Source organism: Dellaglioa sp. CoH-55-MRSF-9 (assembly GCF_056782155.1).
Genome location: NZ_JBXAYG010000001.1, coordinates 85,578 through 108,653 on the forward strand (window position 1 = coordinate 85,578; position 23,076 = coordinate 108,653).

Consider the following 23,076-nt stretch of genomic DNA (forward strand, 5'->3'; position numbering starts at 1 on the left):
TTATACTCCGGATTTTTTTCGATTGTCGTCTTTGCACAGCATTTGCAAATTGGAGAGTACTGTATGCCCACCTTGAGACCAAGGAGTAATATGATCGCCCTCCATCTCGTCGTACTCAAAATGCTTGCCGCATACCGGACAGATTCCATTCTGTTTTGCGTATGCTGCTCGCTTGTCCTTAGGCTTAAATGCCCGAATTGATAATACGCGCTCTGGCCCGCCAAGCACGTACTCAAATATCCCCTTCTGCTTGGTAACATCCTCGTCCTCTATCAGCTCGCTAACTCTAGCTTCGAGCGTAGCCGGATTATACGTATTCTCATGATAAGTATCGTATAGAAACCCCCATTCAATCCCCTTCATCAGCTTACGATAGTTAGGAAAAATAGAGGTTGTCCAATTAATTACGTTTTGAAAGTATAGCCACAGTTCGATTGCCGTTTCATCGTGCTGGTGCTGCGCCATGTACTCCTCAAGCTCAATATCCTGTTTCGACGAGATCCACTTGAGTGTGGTTTCCAAAAAGTCTTGTCGAATAGCAGAACCATTTAAATAGTCGCCGCCAATCTGATATGCGGGACACTGTGATTTCGAAAAGTACTTCTTGGCATCTGTCAACCATGGCCCCGTATAGATTGCATTTCTAAGTTCTTGTGCAGTAAGCTGTTCCCCAACAGTATTGATCACTTTGAACCAATCCAATTTTTCTCGATCTGTACCAGTACAAATATAAACCGTCAGAGGATAGTCCAATATTTGCTGCTGTTCTTCCTGTGTGAGCGTGTGAAAGTACTGGAAATTGATGGAGTAATCACCCTGTACAAATTGACATATTGAGATTGTTCGCTGCTGTCCATCTAAAATTTCATAGTGTCCATCTTCTGCAACAACCCAATACATAACATTCAGTGGGAACCCCTTGCGGACGGTATTAATAACTTCATCACGTTGCTTAGGTTTGTAGACGAATTCACGCTGAAAGGCCGGACGAATATTTAATTTTCCGTCATATCCATATACACCATCTTCATCGGAATCTACATATCCGTTTACGATTTGGCTTACTGGAATATCCTTTTTCTCAATTTGCATGCGTTTGGCCTCCCTTGTTGCGAATTAACACTCTCTTGTACATTGATTTAACGGTGCCATCTTTTTTAGTCAACAAAAGCCCTGAACTTTTTACATCAACAATTTCAAACTGATCTGGATTGTACCGCGTCATGTAAGTAATTGGCACACCAATGACACCAAAGTAGTCACAAGGAATATCCGCAACACGGGATACCTCAATGGCATCATAGTTATCATATTTTGGATATATCTCTGGAGAATAGTTCTTGAAGATTGTCAGCTTTTCGTGACGTTGTGTCGTATCTAAGTTGGTATACCAGCAAATGTTTCCCATTCTCCGCCATTTTTGTCCATTTTCATCAATCTTGAAATCCGTTTTCTTCGCCTCATAGCTTTCAGGTACCTTAAACCAAAAGTGTCCAGAATTGTACCCTAGCCAAATTTCGTTGGCCATAATTAAAGGCAGTACCTCTTTATAGGTAATTGCGTTGAGATTACCAATCACTAGGAATGTTTTGTGAAAAGCTCTTAACTGTGCGATGTAATCAGTAAATAGACTGAAAGGGGGATTGGTTACGACAATATCGGCTTCTTTAAGTAACTGAATTGCTTCCGGACTTCGAAAATCGCCATCTCCAGTTAGTGGTGTTTCAACGTAATCCGGTAAAAATGCAAGTTGTCCAATCTTGTCATCTTGTCTAATTATTTCCAATTTATAACTGGGTTTGTCGGATTCATAGTGCGTAGATATTAGTTTTTTTAGGCCTAACATGTAAAAGTTAATCTGAAAGTATTTCCAGAAATTACTGATGGCTGGATCATCACAATTACAAAACACAACCTTATCCTTGAAATACTCACGATAATGGCGTAGCTCGTTTTCAATCATTGAAATATTAGTATAAAACTCATCTGTTTTTCCAGCACGTGATACATGAAGGTTACTGTTTGTTTGCTTTTTCACGTTCATTACTCCAATTTATTATTTTATCTCTGTACATGTCTGTCATTGACTCTGAGATAGTAGGTAGCCAGACTAACAGACGTATTGAGTAGTAGTTCCGCCTCTGCTGCCTGAATTTTTACTCGTTCATTGCTAGCATGTGCATCGCCATCTTTATTGCGCATTTCTGCGATTAAATCGGTGATTCCATTTAAGTGACTAATCATTTTCGTAATACGTGGATTCCACTCCCGAGAAGGTCTCATTCCCAATGTTTTAACCACCAAATTACGATATTGACCAATATCGCCATTACGCTTACACTTTACGTCGTTATCGGACAATATTTGAAGAAACACCTCTTCGATAAGTGTTCTAGCCTTTGTAACTACGCTGTCAAAATCATTATCCTGCAAGTCATCTTGTCCCTGCGCCAACAACTCTGAAATGTATCCTGAATTGATCCTCTTGATCGGCACGAGGACTTTTACATTCTCATCTGCTGCGATAATTTCCCACGAATTACCACTAGATACGAGTTTTAAGTTGCTGTAGAGAAGAATGGCGTTTATCTCTCTGATTACGCGCTGCTTAATTGCGTCTGCTACAATCAGGATGTCCTTAGATTCATCACCAGTAAGGCCTTCCAGAATAAAGTTATCAATTTCCTTCAGTTGCGAAAACTGACTTCCAGAAAGATACTCATTAATCACCGGTCGCAACTGTGCTGGTGAAAATAGAAACGATAATAAAGAAGCCGTTCGATCATTTGCATGAGTTGCACTGATTATCGAACTCATTCGGCGTAATCTGTTTGAACCTTCTGGATTTGGAGAACCAAATCTGGATCCCAGAGCGTCAAGATCTGCATTTGTTCGGTAAGTTATCCACGGTCGGTCAATCAAGAAAGTTGTAATATCTGTGTTTTCCAGTAATTCAAAATTTTCTGACTCCAATGCCTTTCCCCCCACAGTATTAATAACTTATTTAATTATATATCCTAAGCCCATAAATACCAAGCACTCTACTGTGTATTCTCGCAAGTTCATTTTTCCGCCAGACTAAAAAAGGCCACCAGAACCAAGTAAGTTCTAGCAGTCTTAAATGAGTTTTCGATTGATTGTCCACCATAATTAGGCGGAGTTTCGGCGGAGCACCATATTTTTTTGGCGGAGTTGGCGGAGTTTGAGCTGCCTTGAGCAAATCCAAAATGCCTCTGTATCACTCTTTCTAGCTCAAATTGGCCTACATCGCTATTCCCATTCGATTGTTGAAGGCGGCTTGCTCGTAATATCATACACGATGCGGTTAACATGTGCGACTTCGTTTACAATACGGACTGAGATTTTTTGTAAGACATCCCAAGGGATTCTAGCAAAATCAGCAGTCATACCATCAATTGAAGTAACACCACGGATACCAACTGTGTAGTCATAAGTACGTCCATCGCCCATCACACCAACACTTCTAATGCCCGGTAAGACAGTAAAGTATTGCCAGATTTCACGATCAAGACCAGCATTTTTAATTTCTTCACGTAAAATTAAATCACTATCTCTAACGATTGTTAATTTTTCTTCAGTAATTTCACCAAGAACACGAATTCCAAGACCAGGGCCTGGGAATGGTTGACGCCATACTAATTCTTCACTCATACCCATTTTTTCGCCAAGTTCACGAACTTCATCTTTGAATAATGTTCGCAATGGTTCGATTAAGCTAAATTGCATATCATCAGGAAGGCCACCAACATTATGATGAGATTTAATTGTTTGGGCAGTATCTGTCCCAGATTCAATCACATCAGTGTAAAGTGTTCCTTGAGCCAAGAAGTCAATTCCTTTTAACTTAGTAGCTTCATCATCAAAGACACGGATGAATTCATTACCAATTGTTTTACGTTTCGTTTCAGGATCAGAAATTCCTTCTAATTTACCTAAGAAACGTTCTTGAGCATCAACTTTAATGATATTCAAGCCAAATTTACCGCCAAGCATTTCCATAACTTGATCAGCTTCATTTTTACGAAGTAAACCATGATCAACGAAAATACTTGTTAGTTGGTTACCAATTGCTTTGTGCAATAAAACACCAACAACTGAAGAATCAACCCCACCTGATAAACCAAGAAGGACTTTTTTATCACCAACAGTTTCGCGGATTTTAGCAATTTGTAAATCAATAAAATCAGCCATTGACCAGTTACTTTCAGCTTCACAAACATCAAATGCGAAACGACGTAAAATGTCATCCCCAAATTCAGTGTTGCGAACTTCAGTATGGAATTGAAGGCCATAGAATTTCTTATCAAGATTTTGCATTGCAGAAATAGGACAGTTAACAGAAGTTGCAACTGATGTAAAACCATCAGGAACTTCTGTTACTAAGTCACCATGACTCATCCAAACTGTTTGTTCAGCTGGTAATCCTTTGAATAAAGTTCCTTCTGGATTAGTAACCTCAATTTCAGCCTTACCATATTCTTTGTTATCTGCACTTTCAACTTTACCACCTGGCATTGTATATGCCATTAGTTGCATACCGTAACAGATACCTAAGATAGGAATACCTAATTCAAAGATTTCAGGATCTACTCTGAGTGCATCTTCATCATAAACACTATTTGGGCCACCAGAAAAAATGATACCTTTAGGGGCAATCTCTTTTATTTCGGCTGCACTAATCTTGTGTGATAACAATTCAGAATAAATTCCGAATTCACGTACACGACGAGTAATTAATTGATTATATTGACTACCAAAATCAAGAACGATAATTTTGTCGAAATCTTGCATGCTAACGTTGGCCAAAAATAGTCACCTCTTCATATTTTTTAGTTTCTTATTACGTCTATTCTACTGATTGAAACCCACTTGGTCAATCGTTTGATTTAATTTTCATGAAAATCTGTGAAAATATCTCTATTTTCTAATATTTGCGTAAATAAACGGTATTAATTCGATGCTCATCTGTCTTCTCTAAAATAAGATCAGCACGATTTCTGGTTGGTAAAATGAACTCTTGTAAGTTCTTTAAATTCACGGTTTTCCAGACATTACGTGCCAACTTAAATGCTTCATCGTGGTTACCAATCGCATAATCATAATAGTAATTTCCAGGTTTCTGAAAAGAGGTGTTCAAAAGAACACCAAAACGTTCCAAATACCATTTTTCAATTAAGTCAGCATCAGCATCAACATAAATTGAATAATCAAAGAAATCACTAACATACAATTGTTGGTTACTTGGTAATTGTAAAACATTAATCCCTTCAACAATCAAAATATCTGGTTGATTAATTGTTTGTACCATTCCAGGTACAATATCATAACTATCATGTGAATATACTGGTGCTTCAGTTTTCAGACCACTTTTCACGTCGTTTAAAAATAGAATTAGTTTTTCCATGTCATAACTTTCTGGAAAACCTTTACGGTCCAAGATATTCTGGTGAATTAGTGTTTCATTAGGATATAAAAAGCCATCCGTTGTAATTGCTTGAACCTTTTTTGTTGGGTATAACGCTGTGAGTAATAATTGCAACAAACGTGCCGTTGTACTTTTACCCACTGCAACACTACCCGTAATTCCAATCACAAAAGGCCATTTTTGATCTTTAATTCCTAGAAAATCTGCTTTTTTTGATTGCAAATCTTGCTTACCCAACAATGTCATATTTAATAAATGAACCAATGGCATGTAAATTTCCTGCACATCTTGAACTGATATCTTATCATTAACAGATTGAATTTCATTCAATTTTTGTTGTGACAAATCAATCTGTTTCGTTTTATAAAAGCCACGCCATTCATCCCTTGGAATTTTATAATAATTCATTTGTTTATCCATTTTAACAATCCTCTAATAAAAATGACCTATCAGTTTCCGCAATAGGTCATTTCTTCCATAGCTTATTTTAAACTATATAAACTTTTTGAAACATGGTCAAATAATGGTGATAATTCTTTTTCAGCATAAACAGTTAGTCGATGCATTGCTCTTGAACAAATCGTATAAACTAATTGACGCTCGTCTTCTTCATGATAGTTAATCTTTGAAGCGCCCCACATAACAACCGCATCAAATTCCAAACCTTTAGCTAGGAAAGCTGGCACAATAATCGTTCCATCGGCCAAACGTTGATTTTCCGTTTTAATCAATGTAACTGGCACGCCCTCGGCTTGTAATTGTTCATACAATTCTGTACATTCAGCTAATGATTTAGCGATGATTGCCGTTGTTAGATGATCATCCACATTTTGTTGTACTTGTTTTTCTAAATCGTGAACTAATTTATCAGAATTATTATCCACAGTCATTGTGGGTAAGTCACCTTGTCGGTTAAATGACGTCACTGATTCACCATTTATCAACACTTCTTTTGTGAAATCTGTGATTTGTTGTGTTGAACGATATGATTTCGTCAATTGCACGACTTTGGTTTTATCAGCTGGGAATAAATGTCCCAATTCTGATAGTAAACTCTTACTATTTTCTTTTGTGAAAATAGCCTGGTTTAAATCACCAAGCAGTGTAAACTTAGCTCTTGGGAACCCTTCCTTCAAGAAAGCTAATTGAAATGCCGTGTAGTCTTGAATTTCATCAATAAAGACGTAACGGACATCTGTTTCACCATGCTTACCCGTCATACGATCAAATAAGTATAAGTATGGCGTAACGTCATGCATCGATATTTGACGATTTTTTAAACGTGACACAACTTCAGCCACATCTGCTTGCCATTCTTCTACAGTAACATTATAGTCACTCAAATTAAGATACTTAGGCACATTGTGTAAAAAGTTCACATATTGTGAACTGATATTTAAGAATCGATTGCGCACAATTGCTCTGTGCACACTTGTAAATTGGCGCATAACTAAAGTACGCGTTAAGAAACGCATTTCTTTATCACCGCTTGCAAATTCGCGGTCTTGGTCTCCATACAAATCATTCAATTGTTCTTTAGACATATCTTGAATTGCTTTTTCAACCCATTCTAACTTAGCCTCAGCTTCAATTCGACGATTCAATAATTTAACTAATGATTCACGTGTTGCTTCTAATCTTGTCCGTAAATGATAATTTTCATTATATTTATAGTAGATACCTTTTATTTTATCTTTTGAAATAAAGACTTCATTATTGAATTTAATATCTCTGAACTTCATGTCTGCTTGTTCCAAATGTTCTGAATAAGCAGTTGAGGCATTAAAGAATGCCAAACTATTTTTCAGAACTTGAATACGTTTTTTAGCAGGCGCATTGTCTTCTTCAAAGCGTTCTTGTAACGTTTCAACTTGCATATTTGGTAAACGTCTTGATGCATATTGGAAATAAGTCATTTGAACCATATTTTGTTCACCAAGTTCTGGCAACACTTGATCAATATAATCATTAAATAATTGATTAGGTGAGAATAAAACAACTTGACTAGCTGTTAAATTACCGCGGTAACGGTACAGCAAGTAAGCCACACGTTGTAATACAGCTGAGGTTTTACCCGAACCAGCTGCACCTTGAACAAATAATAATTCAGCTTTTACATCTCGAATAATTTGATTTTGTTCCTTCTGAATCGTCGTTACGATACTCTTCATCTTTGTATCAGCAGAATCATTCAAGACGTCTAATAACATCTGATCACCAACAGCTTCATCAGTATCAAATATCGTTTCAATTTGGCCATCTTCAATTACGAATTGACGTTTCAATGAAACATCTACTGTTTGATCACCATCAGGAGTTTGGTAAGTGACATCACCTAGTCCGCCATCGTAATAAACACTCGATATGGGTGCACGCCAATCATAAACCATAAAGTGTTCAGGTCGATCAGCAAAAGAGCCCAAGCCAATATAGATTGTTTCTTTTTTATTAGTTCCTTCTTGAATGTTTAAACGTGCAAAATAAGGTTTCTTTTCTAATTTCTTTAAAATGTCTAAACGAGAAGTTGCGTTTTTCCAACTCGTTTCACGTTCAGCTAATAACTGTTGTTGCTGACGAACAGACATTGCTGTATCAATCATTCCAGTGTATGTTGTCGTATTGATATGAACATCACTTGTAAATTCGCCATTAATCGATCGTGCTTCACTTTCAGCGTACTTTATTTCATTTTGACGTTTAACTTCAGCATCTTTTATTTTAACAATAACATCATCAAGATGTGCTTGTTCTTCGATTTTAATTTCATCAGCCATTTCTCAATACCCCACTTTACATGATTTTATTAGGCCTAATAGTGTATCATTTTTTTATAATCAACTCAAATAGGCAACTAATTGAACTTATTTCTTATTTGGTAGGAATTGGTCAACTACGATTCCAACAGCTAATCCAATTAATGTTGCGACAGCAATTTTACTTATCACAATCCCAATAATTAGACCAATTAAAGTTGTCATTCCTGCAATTAAAGTGTGTCTAGTCATATTGACCTCCAAAAATTTAATATATCTAGTATACCAGTATCGAAACCTGTTTAACACTGGTGACCTCTTATAGTGAGACAAATCTTAATAAAAGCTAAATATCAGTTAAAATAATAGCCTTTTTTTTAATTTCAGTTTAATATAATGAGTAAGACTAAAACGATTGGAGGGCCTGACAATGTTCGAACAAGCTTGGTTTTTCTTCACCCATTTCGAAAATTATTTAGGACCTCTTTTCCAGACTTTAGGTAACTGGAGTTACTTAATTCTTTTTGTACTTATCTTTGCCGAAACAGGTCTTGTTGTTTTTCCTTTTCTACCTGGTGAGTCGCTACTCTTTTTCACTAGTTCCATTGCCGCCTACTCAACAGATACCATTGATATTCGGGTATTAGTCCCAATATTCTTTTTTGCCGCACTCTCTGGAGATGCCGTGAATTTTGAAATTGGTCGACATTTAAATAAATTACCTTTCTTTAAAAAAAGAATCCCCCCTGAAAAGATGGAAATCGCCAAAAGTTTTTTCAAAAAACATGGTGCAAAAACAGTCGTATTTGGACGCTTTATCCCATTAATTAGAACTTTTGTGCCACTTATTTCTGGTACTATTCAAATGAATTACAGACATTTTAGTATTTTCAACTTAATTGGCGTCTCACTTTGGGTAGCCATTGGAAGTGGCGTCGGTTACTACTTCGGCGCAATTCCATTTGTTAAGGATCATTTTTCTATTATTTTCCTTTCAATTGCCGGGATAGCATTACTTCCAGTGGTCTTAGCTGGGTTAGTACAACTTACGAAATTTTTACTTAGAAAAAAACTTGATGCTAAATTCTAGGATAAGCTTTTTAGAATAATCGTTTTCTTTAGCGTATAATGGGGCTATCACATAAACTTCAGGAGGTTCTCATGCCATTTACAGTCTATCTCGTTCGCCATGGTCAAACCATTTTCAATAAATATAATCGGATGCAAGGTTGGTCCGATTCACCACTTACAGAAAAAGGCATTAACGACGGCCACACTACTGGAAAAAAATTATCACAAATTCAGTTTGCTAATGCATACAGTAGTGATACAACCCGCGCAAATCGTACAGCTAACTACATTTTATCTGAAAATGAAAACTCTTCAGATTTAATTGTTACAACATCTGAGTTTCTTAGAGAGCAAGGCTATGGTTACTATGAAGGTGCCGATTCTTCTCAAGCTTGGTTTGTTGTTGGTAAGCCACATGGCGCTGCTAATTTCACTGAGATTTTGCAAAAATTTTCAATTGAAGAGGCACGTGACTTCTTCAAAGAAATCGATCCTTTCCATGATGCTGAAGACGATGCCGATTTTTGGGCACGTCGTAATAAAGGTTTTGATTTATTGCGTAAAGATGCTAAAGATGGCGATAACGTTTTAGTTGTCAGTCATGGGACAACAATCAGAAGTATCGTTTCTCATTTTGCACCCGAAATTGATATTACAATGAGCCCTAAAAACGGTAGTGTAACTAAGTTAATCGTTGATGACAATTCAGTTAAAGTTGAATATTTCAATCATCACGATGATGATAAAATCTAAATAAAAAAGGAGTAACCAATTTTTAAAATTGGTTACTCCTTTTAGTTTAAATTGATTTACGTTGTGTCTTGTAATCGATAACTTCTTTTTCAGATAAATTACCTAATTCTTGTAATTTATCTTCAATAATATTTAAAACAATATTACGATCAGCTTCATTTTCAACAAAATCGTATTTATCGCCATCAATAACTAAAAATTCAGAAACGTCATATTCTTTTTCCCAATCTTCATAATAGCGAAGTAATGTTTTATAGTATTCAACCAATGAGTGGTCAGTTTCAATTTGTTCATAATCACGGCCACGTTTTTGAATACGATTAACCATTGTTTCATAAGAAACTTTAATCATAACCATCAAATCGGGTGATTTTTTATGTGCAGCATAAGGTAACTCTTCAAGCATATTTTCTAATAAATCTTGATAGATGTTATATTCAACAGTTGTGGCATTACCCATTTCTGTATTCATCTTCATAAAAATAGCATCTTCATAAATTGAACGATCAAGAACATTATTATCTTCTTGCATTGCTGCTTTAATCATTCTGAAACGACGATTCAAAAAGAAAGTTTGTAATAAGTAAGCGTAGGGATTTGTTGCTTCCTTATCCCCTGCTTCACGTTTTTTTGCAGCGATTTCGTTACCTTTGTAAAATAAAGGTAATACCGGGTTATCTGTAACAGGTTCGTAAAAAGCCTCTACCCCAAGTTCTTCAGATAAAATTTTTGTCATACTAGATTTTCCTGAACCAATAATACCAGCCAACGTAATCAAAATAATAAACACTCCTTCTTGAATAGTTAATACAATTTATGCAGTTAAAACAATTAGATTTAGACTTGTAATTAATATCTCATTCGGTATCATCTTACTAGTAGTCATAAATAATCTCATATTTTAATTCTCCGTTTATTTAGTATACATTGGATTAAATAAAATAAAAGTCTTTTCTTTTTCTAAAATTAATGCATTAAGTGAGACTATTCATCAAAAACCAGACAGCTCTAAGTACCTTTTTTATTTACAAATTAAATATTTATTTATGAAAGGATTTCATATGTCATTTACCGTTTATATGGTTCGTCATGGCCAAACTTTTTTTAACTCTTTCCAGAGAATGCAAGGCTGGTGTGACTCTCCACTTACAGATAAGGGAATCAACGATGCCACCCATTCAGGAAAACTTTTACGCGATAAATCATTTAATGCCATTTATCGAAGTGACACAATGCGTACAAAAAAAACACTAAGCCATATTTTAAGTGAAACGAATGTTGAAGAAAATGCACAGTTAACACCAATTGAAACAGCACTTTTTAGAGAAGAATATTATGGCTCATTTGAAGGCCAAGATACTGCAGCTGTTATGCAAACAGTTGGTACACCTTTTAATTGTCAAACCTTCAATGATATTCTTGAAAAATATTCCATCGAAGACTCACGTGATTTCATAAAAAGTGCTGACCCTTTTAATTTAGCTGAAAATGACCAAGAATTTTGGAATCGCTATGATCATGCTTTTGATTTTTTACGCACTAACCAAAATAATAATGACAACGTTCTATTAGTTGGTCACGGGACAGCAATTAGAAGTATCGTTTCACGATACGCACCTAATATTGATATATCATCTAGTCCTAAAAATGGTAGCGTCACTAAATTAATCGTTCATCACGATACAATTGAAGTTAGCTATTATGGTAATTTTGGCGAACAACCCATCTAAATAAAGAGAGGTGAATACTCAGTTTTAAAAACTGAATATTCACCTCTTTTTTATTTTTTTAATACCATCCCTTTATATAAGGTAACTGTTACCCAATAATATCCCAAATAGAGAACTGCAAAAATAATAAATGGAATCGTTATATGTGAATATGGATCTGGAATTAATTCCTTGAACATTTGTAGTCCGAATAAAACGTGGATTACACCGACAATTCCAGGTAAGAAGAATAAGATGCCAATTTCGCGCCTAATTGATTTTTTCATTAGTCGTTGCTTAGCGCCTAATTGGTTCAATAAATCATATCGTTTTTTATCCGTTGCCGCACTAGACAATATTTTAAACATAAGAACACTTGCTAACATTGCCAACATCGCAACGCCTAAGAAGAATCCAATGAATTCTAATCCGCCATAAATGCCGTTAGCCAACTGATATACGACATACTTATTCATAAAATAAGATGAATTATCTAACTGATTTTTAGGTATTTCTTCGCTCAATGCTTTTAAGATTTCTTTATTATCTTTAAATGATGCTAACCTAACAGTATGGATACGTTGTGTCTTCGCCGAAACAGCTGAAAATGATGCGTCAGAGACAAGTACTGGATTTAACATATCAGGGGATTCCAATGTAGTTCTAACAGCATTTCCCCATAGATTATCCTCATTTTTAGCTGTCATTTTGGCAGGGTCAACTTTAATAAATTTACCGGTAGCCGTTCCCGTTTCCGTGAAATCAAGCGTGTACAATGGTGATTTCACAAAGTCAGATTTTTTAAAATAACGGACAGAACCAACTTTTTTTGCTTCATAAATGGACTCTTTTTTATCAGTCAATTGACTAAGTAATTTTTTCTCTTTTGTTGATGGATTTTGGACAACAACATCATATGGGGAAGTAGAAGTAGCTGTTTGATCAACCACACCAGAGAATCCCATCCCAACAGTTATTGCGCCTAATGCTAGTGCAAATAACATCGCAACCATTGTTAGAACCCGATTTAATGAACCTAATCGAAAGCTAAGTTGCCCTAATAAAAAGGTATTTAATTGCTTTTCAGAAAATCCCTTATTACGTTTTAATAATTGAACCAATCCACTAAATAATGAATTGAAAATTAAAAATGTCCCAATCAAAATTGTTACGACTGACCCAATAAATCCAGCCATTTGAAACAGTGCTAAATGACTTAATAAATAATAGCCACTTGCAATTAAACCTAATCCTAAGATACTTTGAATTAAGATATTATAAGATTTTAGCTTTTTACCTTGTGGTTGTTCTGCTTCATTTAATAATTTTAAGATAGGCGTTCTTAACAAGCTTTGTCGATTAAATATAGCAGCAATCATGAAAAGAATAACGAAGAAAAGCATTGTTATTAGGATTGCTGGGAAATAAAAAGCTTGAAAAGAATGCGGTGCAAGATCCATTTTATCTACTAAAAATTGGCTAACGCCATATGTCAGTCCAATACCAACTAAAATACCAACAGCTGTTGCAATTAAGCCAATAATTAAAGTTTCAGTGAAAATTAAGCGCCCAATCTTACGCTTTTTAGCGCCTAGCATCATGAACATCCCATAATCTCTTTGACGCATGCTCATTAAAAATGTATTCGCATAGATAATATAAAACAGTGTAATAATTGCAAGTAGTACAGAACCTACTTGGAAAATCATTGCTGCAAATTTTATCGTCGCATTTTGTTTAATAAATTCTTGATTAGTTGCTAATGCTTCAAACATGTAAAAGATTGCTGAAGCCATAATGAGTCCTGATAACAAGATTAGATAATCTTTAAAGCGACTCTTAATTCCAGTTAAGGATAATTTTAATAACATATTGTTTCCTCCCTTCTTAAAATTATTGTTCACTCTTAGCTAGTTCATTTAAAATTTCTTGATAAAACTCTGTTCGCGTATTCGTTCCTTGAATCAATTCTCGACCAATCTTACCATCTTTAATAAAGAGAATTCGTTGACAGTAACTCGCACTAACAGCGTCATGAGTCACCATCAAAATTGATACTTGATCATTTTTATTTAAACTTTCCATCGTTGATAGGAGTGACTTTGCACTTTTAGAATCCAAAGCACCTGTTGGTTCATCTGCTAATAAGATTGCAGGATTATGGACTAAAGCACGAGCTGCTGCAACTCGTTGCTTTTGGCCACCAGATAATTCAGTTGGAAATTGTCCAAGAACACTATCTATCCCCAGTGTTTTCGTTAATTTATCAATACGTTCTTGATATTTAGAAATAGACGCATTCTGTAATGATAGTGGCAATGTTATATTTTCAGCTGCCGTTAAGTTATCTAGCAGGTTAAAACTTTGGAAAATAAAGCCAATTTGTTGTGCTCTAAAATCTGATAGTTTATCGCCACGCATCATTGAGATATCCTGATTATTAATCTCAATTTGTCCTGAAGTCGGCTGGTCTAGTGTTGATAATAAGTTAAGTAATGTTGATTTACCTGATCCTGATGCCCCCATGATACCAATAAATTCACCCTGTTCGACAGAAAAATTAATCCCTTTTAAGGCTTCCGTTTTCTTCTCTTTATTCTTACCGTAGACTTTTTTAACATCTTTTGCGCTTACAACTATTTCTTTCATTTTATTAGTCCTCCATTTATATTTATCATTTTACTATATGTGTACTATTATACATAGTACACATTAAATAGCAATTTTTATTATCGTTAATTCTTAACTTAATTCTCATTAAAACGATTACATTTTATATTAATTTAATTTTTCATGGAAATTAATTAGTCAGTTCACTATACTTATAAATTGTTAGTTTAATTTACATAGTTATTTATCACGGGAGGTACTTATGGAAAACGAGAAAAAAACATTTATATCGTGGCCAGTTTTGGCATTAATGTCATTCGTAACAGTTATTGGCTTCGACGATATCGTCTATAACTTTCAAAATCAAGGTATGGGCGTTATTACATCTTGGATCATTTTATTGCTATTATATGTAATTCCCTATTCTTTAATGGTAGGACAATTAGGTTCCGTCTTTAATTCAGAAGGTGGCGGTTTAAGTTCATGGGTTCGCGGAACTCGTGGCGAAAAACTAGGTTACTTTACGGCATGGACTTATTGGGCTGCTTCGATTCCTTACGTTGTTGATACCGCTAATTCAGTCGTTGTTGGCTTTGGTTGGTTATTTAACGGAAGTAATGCACTCGAAGATAGTTTATCAACAGCTATGTTCGCGTTAATAACATTAGTAATCTTCGTTGGTTTCATTTTTGTTCAACGTTTCTTCAAAGGTTCATTAGAATTTTTAGGTCTTATTGGTGGTGGTACCATGTTCATCCTCACAATTTTATATGTTGTAATGGCATTTGGCTCATTATTAACACCTTCAGGTCGTATTGCAACAACAAATATGAGCTGGCACACACTAATTCCTAAATTTGATTTACATTATTTCACAACAATTGGTTTATTAATTTATGCGATTAATGGTGCAGAATTAATTGCGCCATTTGTCACAAAAATGAAAAAACCTAAAAAAGATTTCCCTAAAGCCATGATTATGTTAACCGTTATGACAATCTTCTTAACAGTTTTCGGCTCATTCGCACTTGGGATTTTCTTCAATGCCCATAACATTCCTAATGATTTTAAAATGAATGGTTCGTACTACGCATTCCTTCGTTTAGGAGATCAATTTCATATGGGTAGTTGGTTAATGTATGCCTTCGCTATTACTCAAATTGTGTACATGTGTGCTCTTCTAGCTGTTCTTCTTGACGCTATGACTCGCATGCTTATCTCTGACACAGGCGCTCGTTATATGCCTAAGAAATTACTTAAAGTTAACAAAGATGGTTTACCAATTAATGGGTACATTTTAACTTGTACTTTAAGTGCCTTCATTCTCTTCTTGGGTGTCTTCTTGCCAGATATGAATACAATCTTTAATTGGTTACTGAACTTGAATGGAATTATTTCACCAGGTGTCACTTGTTGGATTTTCTTCGCCTTCATGCAGATCCGTAAAAATAGTGCTAAATATCCATCAGAATATGTCTTCATTAAAAATGACAAATTAGCTTACGCTGTTGGTTTATGGTGCTTAGTTGTTACTGTTTTGGCAACAGTCTTTGGGATTATTCCTCAAGATGTCGAGATGGGTAGCTCACTATTCTACTACCAGTTAGCCATCAATATTATTAGTGTCGTTGTTCTTATCGGTCTTGGATTCATTATGCCAATGATTGCTGAACGTGAACGTAAAAGAGATGGTATTAAAGATTAAATTCAAAAACGCTATGACTACTTAATTAAAAGTAGTCATAGCGTTTTTGAATTTAATCTTTTATTATTATGCCATCTACACCTATTGACTCACAAATCGTTAAAAACCTCACATCTTCTAGATTTTCAAAATGAACGTGATAGTATTTAAACCACTCACGATATTCTTTATAGGTTGTTATAATTTGATTGGCCTCATTTTTATCATTTTTTAAATCATTGAATAGCGCTCTACGATCCTCATTAAATCCATAAAATGCTGTGTAAGTCGCAATACTTTCAAGAAACACATCAGAAATAATTTCCCAACTCATTTGATTCTCCGGAATATTTCTTTCCTCTAATAATAGCCTCACATCATACGGTAATGCGTTTACATTTTTTATTCCTTCACCTAAACTCATTCGATTACCCCCCGATAATTGCAATTAATATACCACACCCTTCTCATCGATAACAAGCACTTGGCTTGTTATCTATTTTAATTTTTTCTGCGTCTTATAAAAACAAAAAAAGCTTAACAATATTGTTAAGCTTGCCGTATATTTTAAGTTCGCATTTTAAGTTAAATTAATTTTATATTCTAACTTTTTTTTACTTAATTTCTTGTATGATAGCATTTCTTAATTATTACTTGCATATGCTTGTTGACCATCATACCATTCACAGACAGTTAGAAATCTTAATTTCGAAAAACAATTAACATTAGCCTGATATTTTTCGAACCAATTACGATAATACCGATATTGCTTAATTAACTGCGCGGCCTCTTCTGGATTTTGTTTCAATTCATCAAATAGCTGCTTTCTATCATCGTTAAATCCATAGAATTCAGTAAAATTAATTGTACTTTTAATAAATAAATCGAATAATACGGCTAAATCATTATCTTTTTCGCAGAGACGCCCCTCTTGAAAAAGTAATTGTACATCATACGGTAATTCTTTGTACGCTTCATTATATACTTCTGTATCATCTATCATGTTGGGTGCTCCCATTCTCCCCACCATATAAAACCCTTTGTTCCACATAACGTTTTAGTTGAACCTTTTATTCATTCCCAAATCAAAAAATAGTTATGTCGTTACCTAATTCTAATACATCTAGTATACATTATTTTATGCATAATTACCTAAAATTTTTATACTTCCTTTAATATATTTAAGATACTCATACAATTAATAGTTTACACCCTTTTTAAAATCAAAAAAGACCTTTTCAAAAATTCTTGAAAAGATCTTTCTGATTTATTATTCAGCTTCTTCTGCCAAAGTATTGGCAGCTCGTTCCTTATACATAGGGATTTCATCTTCACTTGCTAAAACAAAATGTTCTGGCGAAATTTCAACCATTCGACGTTTTTTACCATCTGCCTCAACTGACGAATCGTATGGTACTGGAATGCGATTACGTTCAAATTCAGGGTCAGGAACAGGAACGGCCGAGATTAAACTGGCTGTATAATCGTGTAAAGGATGTGTATATATTTCGTCTGCAGGAGCTATTTCTAATAACTTACCATAATGCATCACACCAATTCGATCACTGATATATTTAACCATTGATAAATCATGTGCAATAAACAAATATGTTAAGTTATGTTCAATTTGTAATTCCTTCAACAAATTAACAACCTGCGCTTGAATTGAAACATCTAATGCAGAAATAGGTTCATCTGCGATGATAAACTTAGGTTCTACAGCTAAAGCACGAGCAATACCAATACGTTGGCGTTGGCCACCTGAAAATTCATGGGGGTAGCGGCTAGAATGATCTTTATTCAATCCAACTGTTTCTAATAATTCTTCAACACGTTTCGCACGTGCTTCATCATTGGCAGCTAAATGGTGAATATCTATTCCTTCTGCCACAATATCTTTAACTTTCATTCGTGGATTTAGTGATGCATATGGATCTTGAAAAATCATTTGCATGTCACGGCGAAATTGTAATTTATCTTTTTTAGACTTAATTTTACGAATATCAACACCATCAAAATCAATTTTACCATCAGTTGGTTCATATAAATTGATGATACTACGACCTGTTGTTGTTTTACCAGACCCTGACTCGCCCACCAAGCCAAATGTCTCGCCTTCATAAATATCAAATGAAATATCATCGATAGCTTTCACTTCGTCTGGTTTGCCGACATTAAAATATTGTTTTAAATGACGGACTTTTAAAATTTTATTTTTCTTTTGTTCCACTATGTTCAGCTCCCCTTCCTTAGTTTTCTACCAAATTTTGATTCGCTTTAATTTTTGTTTCTTGTTGTTTTGCAAAAATTTTATACCGTCTTTGAATTTCAACTGGCGGCGTTACTTTAGGTGCATCTGGATGCAACAACCATGTAGCTGCTGCATGTGTTGGTGAAACATCGAAGAATGGTGGTTGTTGTTCTGTATCAATCTTCATAGCGTACTCATTCCGAGCGGCAAATGCATCCCCTTTTGGTGGATCCAATAAATCAGGAGGTGTACCTGGAATTGCGTACAGATGTTCACTATCAAGTGTTGGCATTGAATTCAATAAGCCCCAAGTATATGGATGTTGTGGGTTATAAAAGACCTCATCGACTGTCCCATATTCAACAATCCGACCTGCATACATAACCGCTACACGATTAGCCATACCAGCAACAACCCCTAGATCATGGGTAATGAAAATAATTGATGTTTCAATTTTTGCTTGTAATTCTTTCATTAATTCCAAAATCTGTGCTTGGATGGTTACATCTAAAGCTGTTGTTGGTTCATCAGCAATTAAAATTTCTGGATAACAAACTAATGAAATCGCAATAACAATTCGTTGGCGTTGACCACCAGAAAATTGATGTGGATAGTCCTTAAAGCGTTTTTTAGCATCTGTAATCCCAACTAACTTCAAAATTTCCAAGGCTTGCGCCATTGCTTTTTCTTTTTTTACATGTTTATGCTTCATTAATGGTTCAGCAATTTGTCTACCAATTCTCATAGTAGGATCTAAAGAAGTCATTGGGTCTTGGAAAATCATTGCGATATCTTTACCACGAATGTTTTCCATTTGTTTTTCTGATTTTTTAAGTAAATCTTCACCATGAAAAAGAATTTCTCCACCCATAACTTCTGCATTATTAGCTAATAATCCCATTAAACTTTTTGTTGTAACGGATTTACCGGAACCTGATTCACCAACGATTGCTAAAGTTTCACCTTTAGCCAGATGAAAACTAACATCACGTATGGCTTTAACATCTCCAGCATACGTATGAAAATTAATTTCTAGATTGTTAACTTCTAAAATATTTTCTGCCATTTTTCAACACCTACTCTTTCGTTTTTGGATCAAAGGCATCACGGAGTCCATCACCTAATAAGTTGAAGGCAACCATGATAATACATAAAACAATTGCTGGATACCACATTTGGTATGGTAAAAACTGGAAATTCTTTTGACCATCATTCAATAATGACCCAAGTGAAGCTTGAGGAGCACTAATCCCAATTCCGATGAAACTTAAGAAAGCTTCGAAGAAAATAGCACTAGGAATTGTAAACATTGTTTGAATAATAATCACACTCGATAAGTTAGGTAGTAAATGTTTCACTGCAATTTTTACGGGTGACTCGCCTAAAGTTCGAGCTGCAAGAATATATTCTTGATCTTTTAATTTCAACGTTTGTGCCCGAACTAATCGAGCCATCGTTGTCCAACCAGTCACTGCAATTGCTAAAATAATTGATGTTAAACCTGGTTTGAAAACCAATAACATTAAAACAATAACGACCAAGTTAGGTACCGATGAAATAATTTCGATGATTCGCTGCATGAATGTATCAACACGTCCGCCACGCCAACCGGACAAGATTCCATAAGCAACACCGACTCCTAAATCGACTAATGCAGCAACTAGTGCCACGATTAAGGAAATCTTAGTTCCATACATAATTCTTGATAACAAATCACGTCCAAAAACATCCGTTCCTAAAATAAAGTATTTATCTTTTGGAATACTATTTTGTTCATAAGCATCATACCAGCTACCTGATGATGTTTTTAACTTTCCATTTAATCCATCTATTGGTACACCAGGAATTTTAGGTGGTAAATTTGTATACTCAACATTTTGTTCTGTTGCACTATGTGGTGCTAAAATGGGGGATCCAAATGCCAAAATAAAAATTGCAACCAGGACCCAAAGTGAGATAAAAGCCCCTTTATTTTTCTTCAACCGACGCCAAGCATCCTGAACGAAAGTCAACGACGGTGCAGCAATTTTTTCATTATCAATAGCGTTATTTTTATCTAACGGTTCAAATGCATCTACTGGTAGGTCAATTTTATCTGCCATCGTTAATTTCTCCTTCCAGTTAATCGAATTCTTGGGTCAATAATACCGTAAATGATATCTGTTAATAAGATAACAACTACTAGTCCAGCTGAATAAAGCATTGTAACACCCATGATTGTGGGGAAATCATTTGTCAAAATTGATTTTACGAATTGTTCACCAATTCCAGGAATTGAGAATATATTTTCAACAACCATTGAACCAGTCATTAATGCAACCGTATAAGGGCCGATTAATGTTACTAAAGGAATTAAACTATTACGTAAAGCATGGTGGAATACAACGCCAAACTTTGTTAATCCTTTAGCCTTAGCCAGTTCAATGTAATCACTGCTTAGGACATCCACCATCTCGGTTCGAATGAACCTGGCCGTCTCCGCCAGTGGGCCAACCCCTAAAGCAATTGTCGGTAGAATCGTGTAACTGAATCCGCCCCAATCAGCAATTGGTAACCAGCCTAACTTTAATCCTACGTAATACTGTAATAAAACAGCTAAGACGAAAGAAGGAATTGAGATACCTAAGATTGATAAAATTGTTGAAGAAGTATCAATCCAAGTATTTTTGTTAATCGCACCAATGGCACCAATCACAATTCCAATAACTATTCCGAAGATGATAGCTTGTAATCCAAGTTGTCCGGATGGTCCAATACGGCTTGAAATTAGGTATGACACAGGTTGATTACTGTATTGGAATGACGTTCCTAAATCACCCTTAACTAATCCCACTAAGTAAATGAGATATTGTTGCCATACGGGTTTATTCAATCCATATTGTTCATTCATAATCTGTAATTGCTCAGTTGTCATTTTTTGCTGATTCGCATAAGGTGATCCAGGCATTAACTTCATTAAAAAGAAGGTAATGGTTGCGACTAAAAACAACGTCAGTAGCATATAAAAAATTCGTTTAACTAGGTATTTACCCATAATTCTGACCCTCACTTTTGCTTTATTATGTAATTAAAACAAGTCAGAATTAGCCGTGGTAGCTAACTCTCACTTGTTAAATTTTAACACGTTAATTAATTATTTAGTAACATAAGCATCTTTGAAATTGTAATTGATACCAGCTCCATTGTAGATAACACCTTTAACTGTTGATCTTAATAATTGAGCTTGAGCCATTTGGTAAAGAGGTGCAATTCCTTGATCTTTCATCAAGATTTTTTCAGCCTTAACTAAATCATCCCAACGTTTATCTGCATTACTTGCATCTGTTGTTTTTGAAGCTTTAATCAATGCATCATATTCACTATTTTTCCATTTACCTGCATTTTGTGAATTATCTGAAGTAAATAAATCTAAGAATGAGATTGGGTCTGAGAAATCAGCACCCCATGCTGTAACAACAATATCGAAATCACCACTAGTTGATTTTGCTAAACGTGATTTGAATGGGATATTTGTTAATGTTACATCCGCACCATCTAAGTTATCTTCAATCGCATTTTGTAAAAATTCATTTGTTTTCTTAGCTTTATCAGTATCATCACTTAGAAGTGAGAAACTAGCTTTTGTAACACCAACTTCTTTTAATCCTGCTTTCCATAATTCTTTTGCTTTTGCAATGTCTGTATTTGCAGTTGATTTAACGGTTGATTCTTTTGCAAAATCTTCGCCTGTTTTAGGATTTGAAGCAAGACCTGATGATACTAAACCTGTCGCAACAGTTGAGCCATCCCCTAAAATTTTATCAACAAATTGTTTTCTGTTGATAACTAATGAAATAGCTTGACGAATCTTTTGGTTATTAAATAATTTATTCTTTTGATTGTATTGTAAGTAGAACGTTGATGCTTGTTTACGTGTGATATAGTCTTTATCTGTTTTCAATGTTTTAGCTTGTTCAGCAGATAAATTCGTCATATCTAATTTTTGACTTTGGTATAAATTATAGCTTGTTGTATTATCTTTAGAAACTTGGAAATTCATTTGTGTTAGCTTAACTGCTTTTTTATCCCAATAAGTGTCATTTTTCTTTAGGTCCCAAGTTAAGTTAGTTCCTGTCCAATCATTTAATGTAAATGGACCATTGTAAACCATGTATTTGCTTTGTGTGCCATATTTAGAACCATACTTTTCAACAACTTTTTGATTTTGTGGATAGAACGTTGGGAAGCCCATCAATAATTTGAAATATGGTACTTTTTTATCAAGTGTTACAACTAATGTATGTTTGTCAGTTGCTTTGATTCCCAATGTTGATGGCGCCATCTTACCCGCGCTGATTGCATCATAATTTTTAATCCCTGAGAAGAGGTAACCATATTGTGAAGCTGTCTTAGGATTAACGGTCCGTTGCCATGAATAAACAAAATCTTTAGCCGTTACATCGTCTCCGTTGCTCCATTTTGAATCACGAAGTTTAAATGTATAAGTCATGCCATCTTTTGAAACGGTTGTTTTAGTTGCAAGTGCATTTGACACTTTACTGTTCTTACCAATTCTGTATAAACCTTCATTAGTATTGTTCAACATGTTAAAGCTAACTGTATCCGTTGCTGTCGATAAATCCATCGATGGTAATTCAGCTGTTTCAGACCAATTAATAACCTGTTTATCAGCGAGTTCTTTACTATCTGAAGATGAAGATTTAGATCCACACGCTGCCAAGACAATGACAGACAATGCTAGCACACCACTTAATTTCAAAACTGACTTTAACTTCATAATATGACCTCTCCTTTTTTAT

Annotated in this window: 21 protein-coding genes; 4 read left to right on the forward strand and 17 right to left on the reverse strand. The window is 35.0% G+C overall.

Annotated features, from left to right (window positions below):
- The 7 genes from AC1RPV_RS00385 to AC1RPV_RS00415 all read right to left on the reverse strand — a co-directional run bounded on the left by AC1RPV_RS00385 (position 1) and on the right by AC1RPV_RS00415 (position 8,451).
- Positions 1 to 1,092: a GmrSD restriction endonuclease domain-containing protein gene (locus AC1RPV_RS00385; protein WP_003588255.1), complete on the reverse strand. Its 1,092-nt coding sequence runs from the start codon at positions 1,090 to 1,092 to the stop codon at positions 1 to 3.
- Entirely contained in the window at positions 1,082 to 2,044 is a 963-nt protein-coding gene (locus tag AC1RPV_RS00390) for an adenine-specific methyltransferase EcoRI family protein (RefSeq protein WP_481760909.1), read from the reverse strand. The genes AC1RPV_RS00385 and AC1RPV_RS00390 overlap by 11 nt, the downstream gene beginning before the upstream one ends.
- Before the next feature lie 17 nt (positions 2,045 to 2,061).
- Positions 2,062 to 2,973 (reverse strand): abortive infection family protein, encoded by a 912-nt coding sequence (locus AC1RPV_RS00395; protein WP_481760910.1) that lies wholly within the window; start codon positions 2,971 to 2,973, stop codon positions 2,062 to 2,064.
- A 297-nt stretch (positions 2,974 to 3,270) separates the two neighbouring features.
- A complete protein-coding gene (gene guaA / locus AC1RPV_RS00400) occupies positions 3,271 to 4,812 on the reverse strand; it encodes a glutamine-hydrolyzing GMP synthase (RefSeq protein ID WP_481761138.1) in 1,542 nt (513 codons plus the stop codon).
- Between the two features lie 133 nt (positions 4,813 to 4,945).
- Complete coding sequence (gene coaA, locus AC1RPV_RS00405; protein WP_481760911.1) at positions 4,946 to 5,866, reverse strand: type I pantothenate kinase; 921 nt, start codon at positions 5,864 to 5,866, stop codon at positions 4,946 to 4,948.
- Positions 5,867 to 5,928: 62 nt separating this feature from the next.
- Positions 5,929 to 8,220: an RNA polymerase recycling motor HelD gene (gene helD, locus AC1RPV_RS00410; RefSeq protein ID WP_481760912.1), complete on the reverse strand. Its 2,292-nt coding sequence runs from the start codon at positions 8,218 to 8,220 to the stop codon at positions 5,929 to 5,931.
- Positions 8,221 to 8,307: 87 nt separating this feature from the next.
- Positions 8,308 to 8,451 (reverse strand): hypothetical protein, encoded by a 144-nt coding sequence (locus tag AC1RPV_RS00415; RefSeq protein WP_481760913.1) that lies wholly within the window; start codon positions 8,449 to 8,451, stop codon positions 8,308 to 8,310.
- Between the two features lie 178 nt (positions 8,452 to 8,629).
- Here AC1RPV_RS00415 and AC1RPV_RS00420 point away from each other — a divergent pair, with 178 nt between their 5' ends.
- Both AC1RPV_RS00420 and AC1RPV_RS00425 read left to right on the forward strand, forming a co-directional pair.
- The gene (locus tag AC1RPV_RS00420) at positions 8,630 to 9,289 is read left to right on the forward strand and encodes a VTT domain-containing protein (protein WP_481760914.1); all 660 of its coding nucleotides are present in this window, start codon (positions 8,630 to 8,632) and stop codon (positions 9,287 to 9,289) included.
- Between the two features lie 71 nt (positions 9,290 to 9,360).
- Entirely contained in the window at positions 9,361 to 10,023 is a 663-nt protein-coding gene (locus AC1RPV_RS00425) for a histidine phosphatase family protein (RefSeq protein ID WP_481760915.1), read from the forward strand.
- A gap of 46 nt (positions 10,024 to 10,069) precedes the next feature.
- Here AC1RPV_RS00425 and AC1RPV_RS00430 read toward each other — a convergent pair whose 3' ends face one another.
- Positions 10,070 to 10,801, reverse strand: a complete 732-nt coding sequence (locus tag AC1RPV_RS00430) for a deoxynucleoside kinase (RefSeq protein ID WP_481760916.1) — start codon at positions 10,799 to 10,801, stop codon at positions 10,070 to 10,072.
- Positions 10,802 to 11,069: 268 nt separating this feature from the next.
- On the opposite strand from AC1RPV_RS00430, the gene AC1RPV_RS00435 reads away from it, so the two are divergent.
- Positions 11,070 to 11,753, forward strand: coding sequence for a histidine phosphatase family protein (locus AC1RPV_RS00435; RefSeq protein ID WP_481760917.1), 684 nt, complete (start codon positions 11,070 to 11,072; stop codon positions 11,751 to 11,753).
- Positions 11,754 to 11,803: 50 nt separating this feature from the next.
- Here AC1RPV_RS00435 and AC1RPV_RS00440 read toward each other — a convergent pair whose 3' ends face one another.
- Together AC1RPV_RS00440 and AC1RPV_RS00445 are read right to left on the reverse strand one after the other, a co-directional pair.
- Positions 11,804 to 13,603 carry an ABC transporter permease gene (locus AC1RPV_RS00440; protein WP_481760918.1) on the reverse strand — a complete coding sequence of 600 codons (1,800 nt, stop codon included), beginning with the start codon at positions 13,601 to 13,603 and terminating at the stop codon, positions 11,804 to 11,806.
- 22 nt (positions 13,604 to 13,625) lie between these two features.
- Complete coding sequence (locus tag AC1RPV_RS00445; RefSeq protein WP_481760919.1) at positions 13,626 to 14,381, reverse strand: ABC transporter ATP-binding protein; 756 nt, start codon at positions 14,379 to 14,381, stop codon at positions 13,626 to 13,628.
- A gap of 223 nt (positions 14,382 to 14,604) precedes the next feature.
- On the opposite strand from AC1RPV_RS00445, the gene AC1RPV_RS00450 reads away from it, so the two are divergent.
- Positions 14,605 to 16,047, forward strand: a complete 1,443-nt coding sequence (locus AC1RPV_RS00450) for an APC family permease (RefSeq protein WP_481760920.1) — start codon at positions 14,605 to 14,607, stop codon at positions 16,045 to 16,047.
- 52 nt (positions 16,048 to 16,099) lie between these two features.
- On the opposite strand, the gene AC1RPV_RS00455 is transcribed toward AC1RPV_RS00450, so the two are convergent.
- From AC1RPV_RS00455 to AC1RPV_RS00485, 7 genes are all read right to left on the reverse strand, one after another.
- Positions 16,100 to 16,450 (reverse strand): hypothetical protein, encoded by a 351-nt coding sequence (locus tag AC1RPV_RS00455; RefSeq protein WP_481760921.1) that lies wholly within the window; start codon positions 16,448 to 16,450, stop codon positions 16,100 to 16,102.
- A 219-nt stretch (positions 16,451 to 16,669) separates the two neighbouring features.
- The gene (locus AC1RPV_RS00460) at positions 16,670 to 17,029 is read right to left on the reverse strand and encodes a hypothetical protein (RefSeq protein ID WP_481760922.1); all 360 of its coding nucleotides are present in this window, start codon (positions 17,027 to 17,029) and stop codon (positions 16,670 to 16,672) included.
- 267 nt (positions 17,030 to 17,296) lie between these two features.
- The gene (locus AC1RPV_RS00465; RefSeq protein ID WP_481760923.1) at positions 17,297 to 18,256 is read right to left on the reverse strand and encodes an ABC transporter ATP-binding protein; all 960 of its coding nucleotides are present in this window, start codon (positions 18,254 to 18,256) and stop codon (positions 17,297 to 17,299) included.
- 19 nt (positions 18,257 to 18,275) lie between these two features.
- Positions 18,276 to 19,343, reverse strand: coding sequence for an ABC transporter ATP-binding protein (locus AC1RPV_RS00470; RefSeq protein WP_481760924.1), 1,068 nt, complete (start codon positions 19,341 to 19,343; stop codon positions 18,276 to 18,278).
- Between the two features lie 10 nt (positions 19,344 to 19,353).
- Positions 19,354 to 20,379 carry an oligopeptide ABC transporter permease gene (opp3C, locus tag AC1RPV_RS00475; RefSeq protein WP_481760925.1) on the reverse strand — a complete coding sequence of 342 codons (1,026 nt, stop codon included), beginning with the start codon at positions 20,377 to 20,379 and terminating at the stop codon, positions 19,354 to 19,356.
- Positions 20,380 to 20,381: 2 nt separating this feature from the next.
- Positions 20,382 to 21,311 (reverse strand): oligopeptide ABC transporter permease, encoded by a 930-nt coding sequence (gene opp3b / locus AC1RPV_RS00480; protein ID WP_409021660.1) that lies wholly within the window; start codon positions 21,309 to 21,311, stop codon positions 20,382 to 20,384.
- Between the two features lie 99 nt (positions 21,312 to 21,410).
- A complete protein-coding gene (locus AC1RPV_RS00485; RefSeq protein WP_481760926.1) occupies positions 21,411 to 23,054 on the reverse strand; it encodes a peptide ABC transporter substrate-binding protein in 1,644 nt (547 codons plus the stop codon).
- Between the last annotated feature and the right edge of the window lie 22 nt (positions 23,055 to 23,076).

Excerpts from the sequence above, each read along its gene's own strand:
- AC1RPV_RS00385 (WP_003588255.1), bottom strand. The coding sequence starts at position 1,092 with ATGCAAATTGAGAAAAAGGATATTCCAGTAAGCCAAATCGTAAACGGA.
- AC1RPV_RS00390 (WP_481760909.1), bottom strand. The coding sequence starts at position 2,044 with ATGAACGTGAAAAAGCAAACAAACAGTAACCTTCATGTATCACGTGCT.
- guaA (WP_481761138.1), bottom strand. The coding sequence starts at position 4,812 with ATGCAAGATTTCGACAAAATTATCGTTCTTGATTTTGGTAGTCAATAT.
- coaA (WP_481760911.1), bottom strand. The coding sequence starts at position 5,866 with ATGGATAAACAAATGAATTATTATAAAATTCCAAGGGATGAATGGCGT.
- helD (WP_481760912.1), bottom strand. The coding sequence starts at position 8,220 with ATGGCTGATGAAATTAAAATCGAAGAACAAGCACATCTTGATGATGTT.
- AC1RPV_RS00415 (WP_481760913.1), bottom strand. The coding sequence starts at position 8,451 with ATGACTAGACACACTTTAATTGCAGGAATGACAACTTTAATTGGTCTA.
- AC1RPV_RS00420 (WP_481760914.1), top strand. The coding sequence starts at position 8,630 with ATGTTCGAACAAGCTTGGTTTTTCTTCACCCATTTCGAAAATTATTTA.
- AC1RPV_RS00425 (WP_481760915.1), top strand. The coding sequence starts at position 9,361 with ATGCCATTTACAGTCTATCTCGTTCGCCATGGTCAAACCATTTTCAAT.
- AC1RPV_RS00435 (WP_481760917.1), top strand. The coding sequence starts at position 11,070 with ATGAAAGGATTTCATATGTCATTTACCGTTTATATGGTTCGTCATGGC.
- AC1RPV_RS00440 (WP_481760918.1), bottom strand. The coding sequence starts at position 13,603 with ATGTTATTAAAATTATCCTTAACTGGAATTAAGAGTCGCTTTAAAGAT.
- AC1RPV_RS00445 (WP_481760919.1), bottom strand. The coding sequence starts at position 14,381 with ATGAAAGAAATAGTTGTAAGCGCAAAAGATGTTAAAAAAGTCTACGGT.
- AC1RPV_RS00450 (WP_481760920.1), top strand. The coding sequence starts at position 14,605 with ATGGAAAACGAGAAAAAAACATTTATATCGTGGCCAGTTTTGGCATTA.
- AC1RPV_RS00455 (WP_481760921.1), bottom strand. The coding sequence starts at position 16,450 with ATGAGTTTAGGTGAAGGAATAAAAAATGTAAACGCATTACCGTATGAT.
- AC1RPV_RS00460 (WP_481760922.1), bottom strand. The coding sequence starts at position 17,029 with ATGATAGATGATACAGAAGTATATAATGAAGCGTACAAAGAATTACCG.
- AC1RPV_RS00470 (WP_481760924.1), bottom strand. The coding sequence starts at position 19,343 with ATGGCAGAAAATATTTTAGAAGTTAACAATCTAGAAATTAATTTTCAT.
- opp3C (WP_481760925.1), bottom strand. The coding sequence starts at position 20,379 with ATGGCAGATAAAATTGACCTACCAGTAGATGCATTTGAACCGTTAGAT.
- opp3b (WP_409021660.1), bottom strand. The coding sequence starts at position 21,311 with ATGGGTAAATACCTAGTTAAACGAATTTTTTATATGCTACTGACGTTG.
- AC1RPV_RS00485 (WP_481760926.1), bottom strand. The coding sequence starts at position 23,054 with ATGAAGTTAAAGTCAGTTTTGAAATTAAGTGGTGTGCTAGCATTGTCT.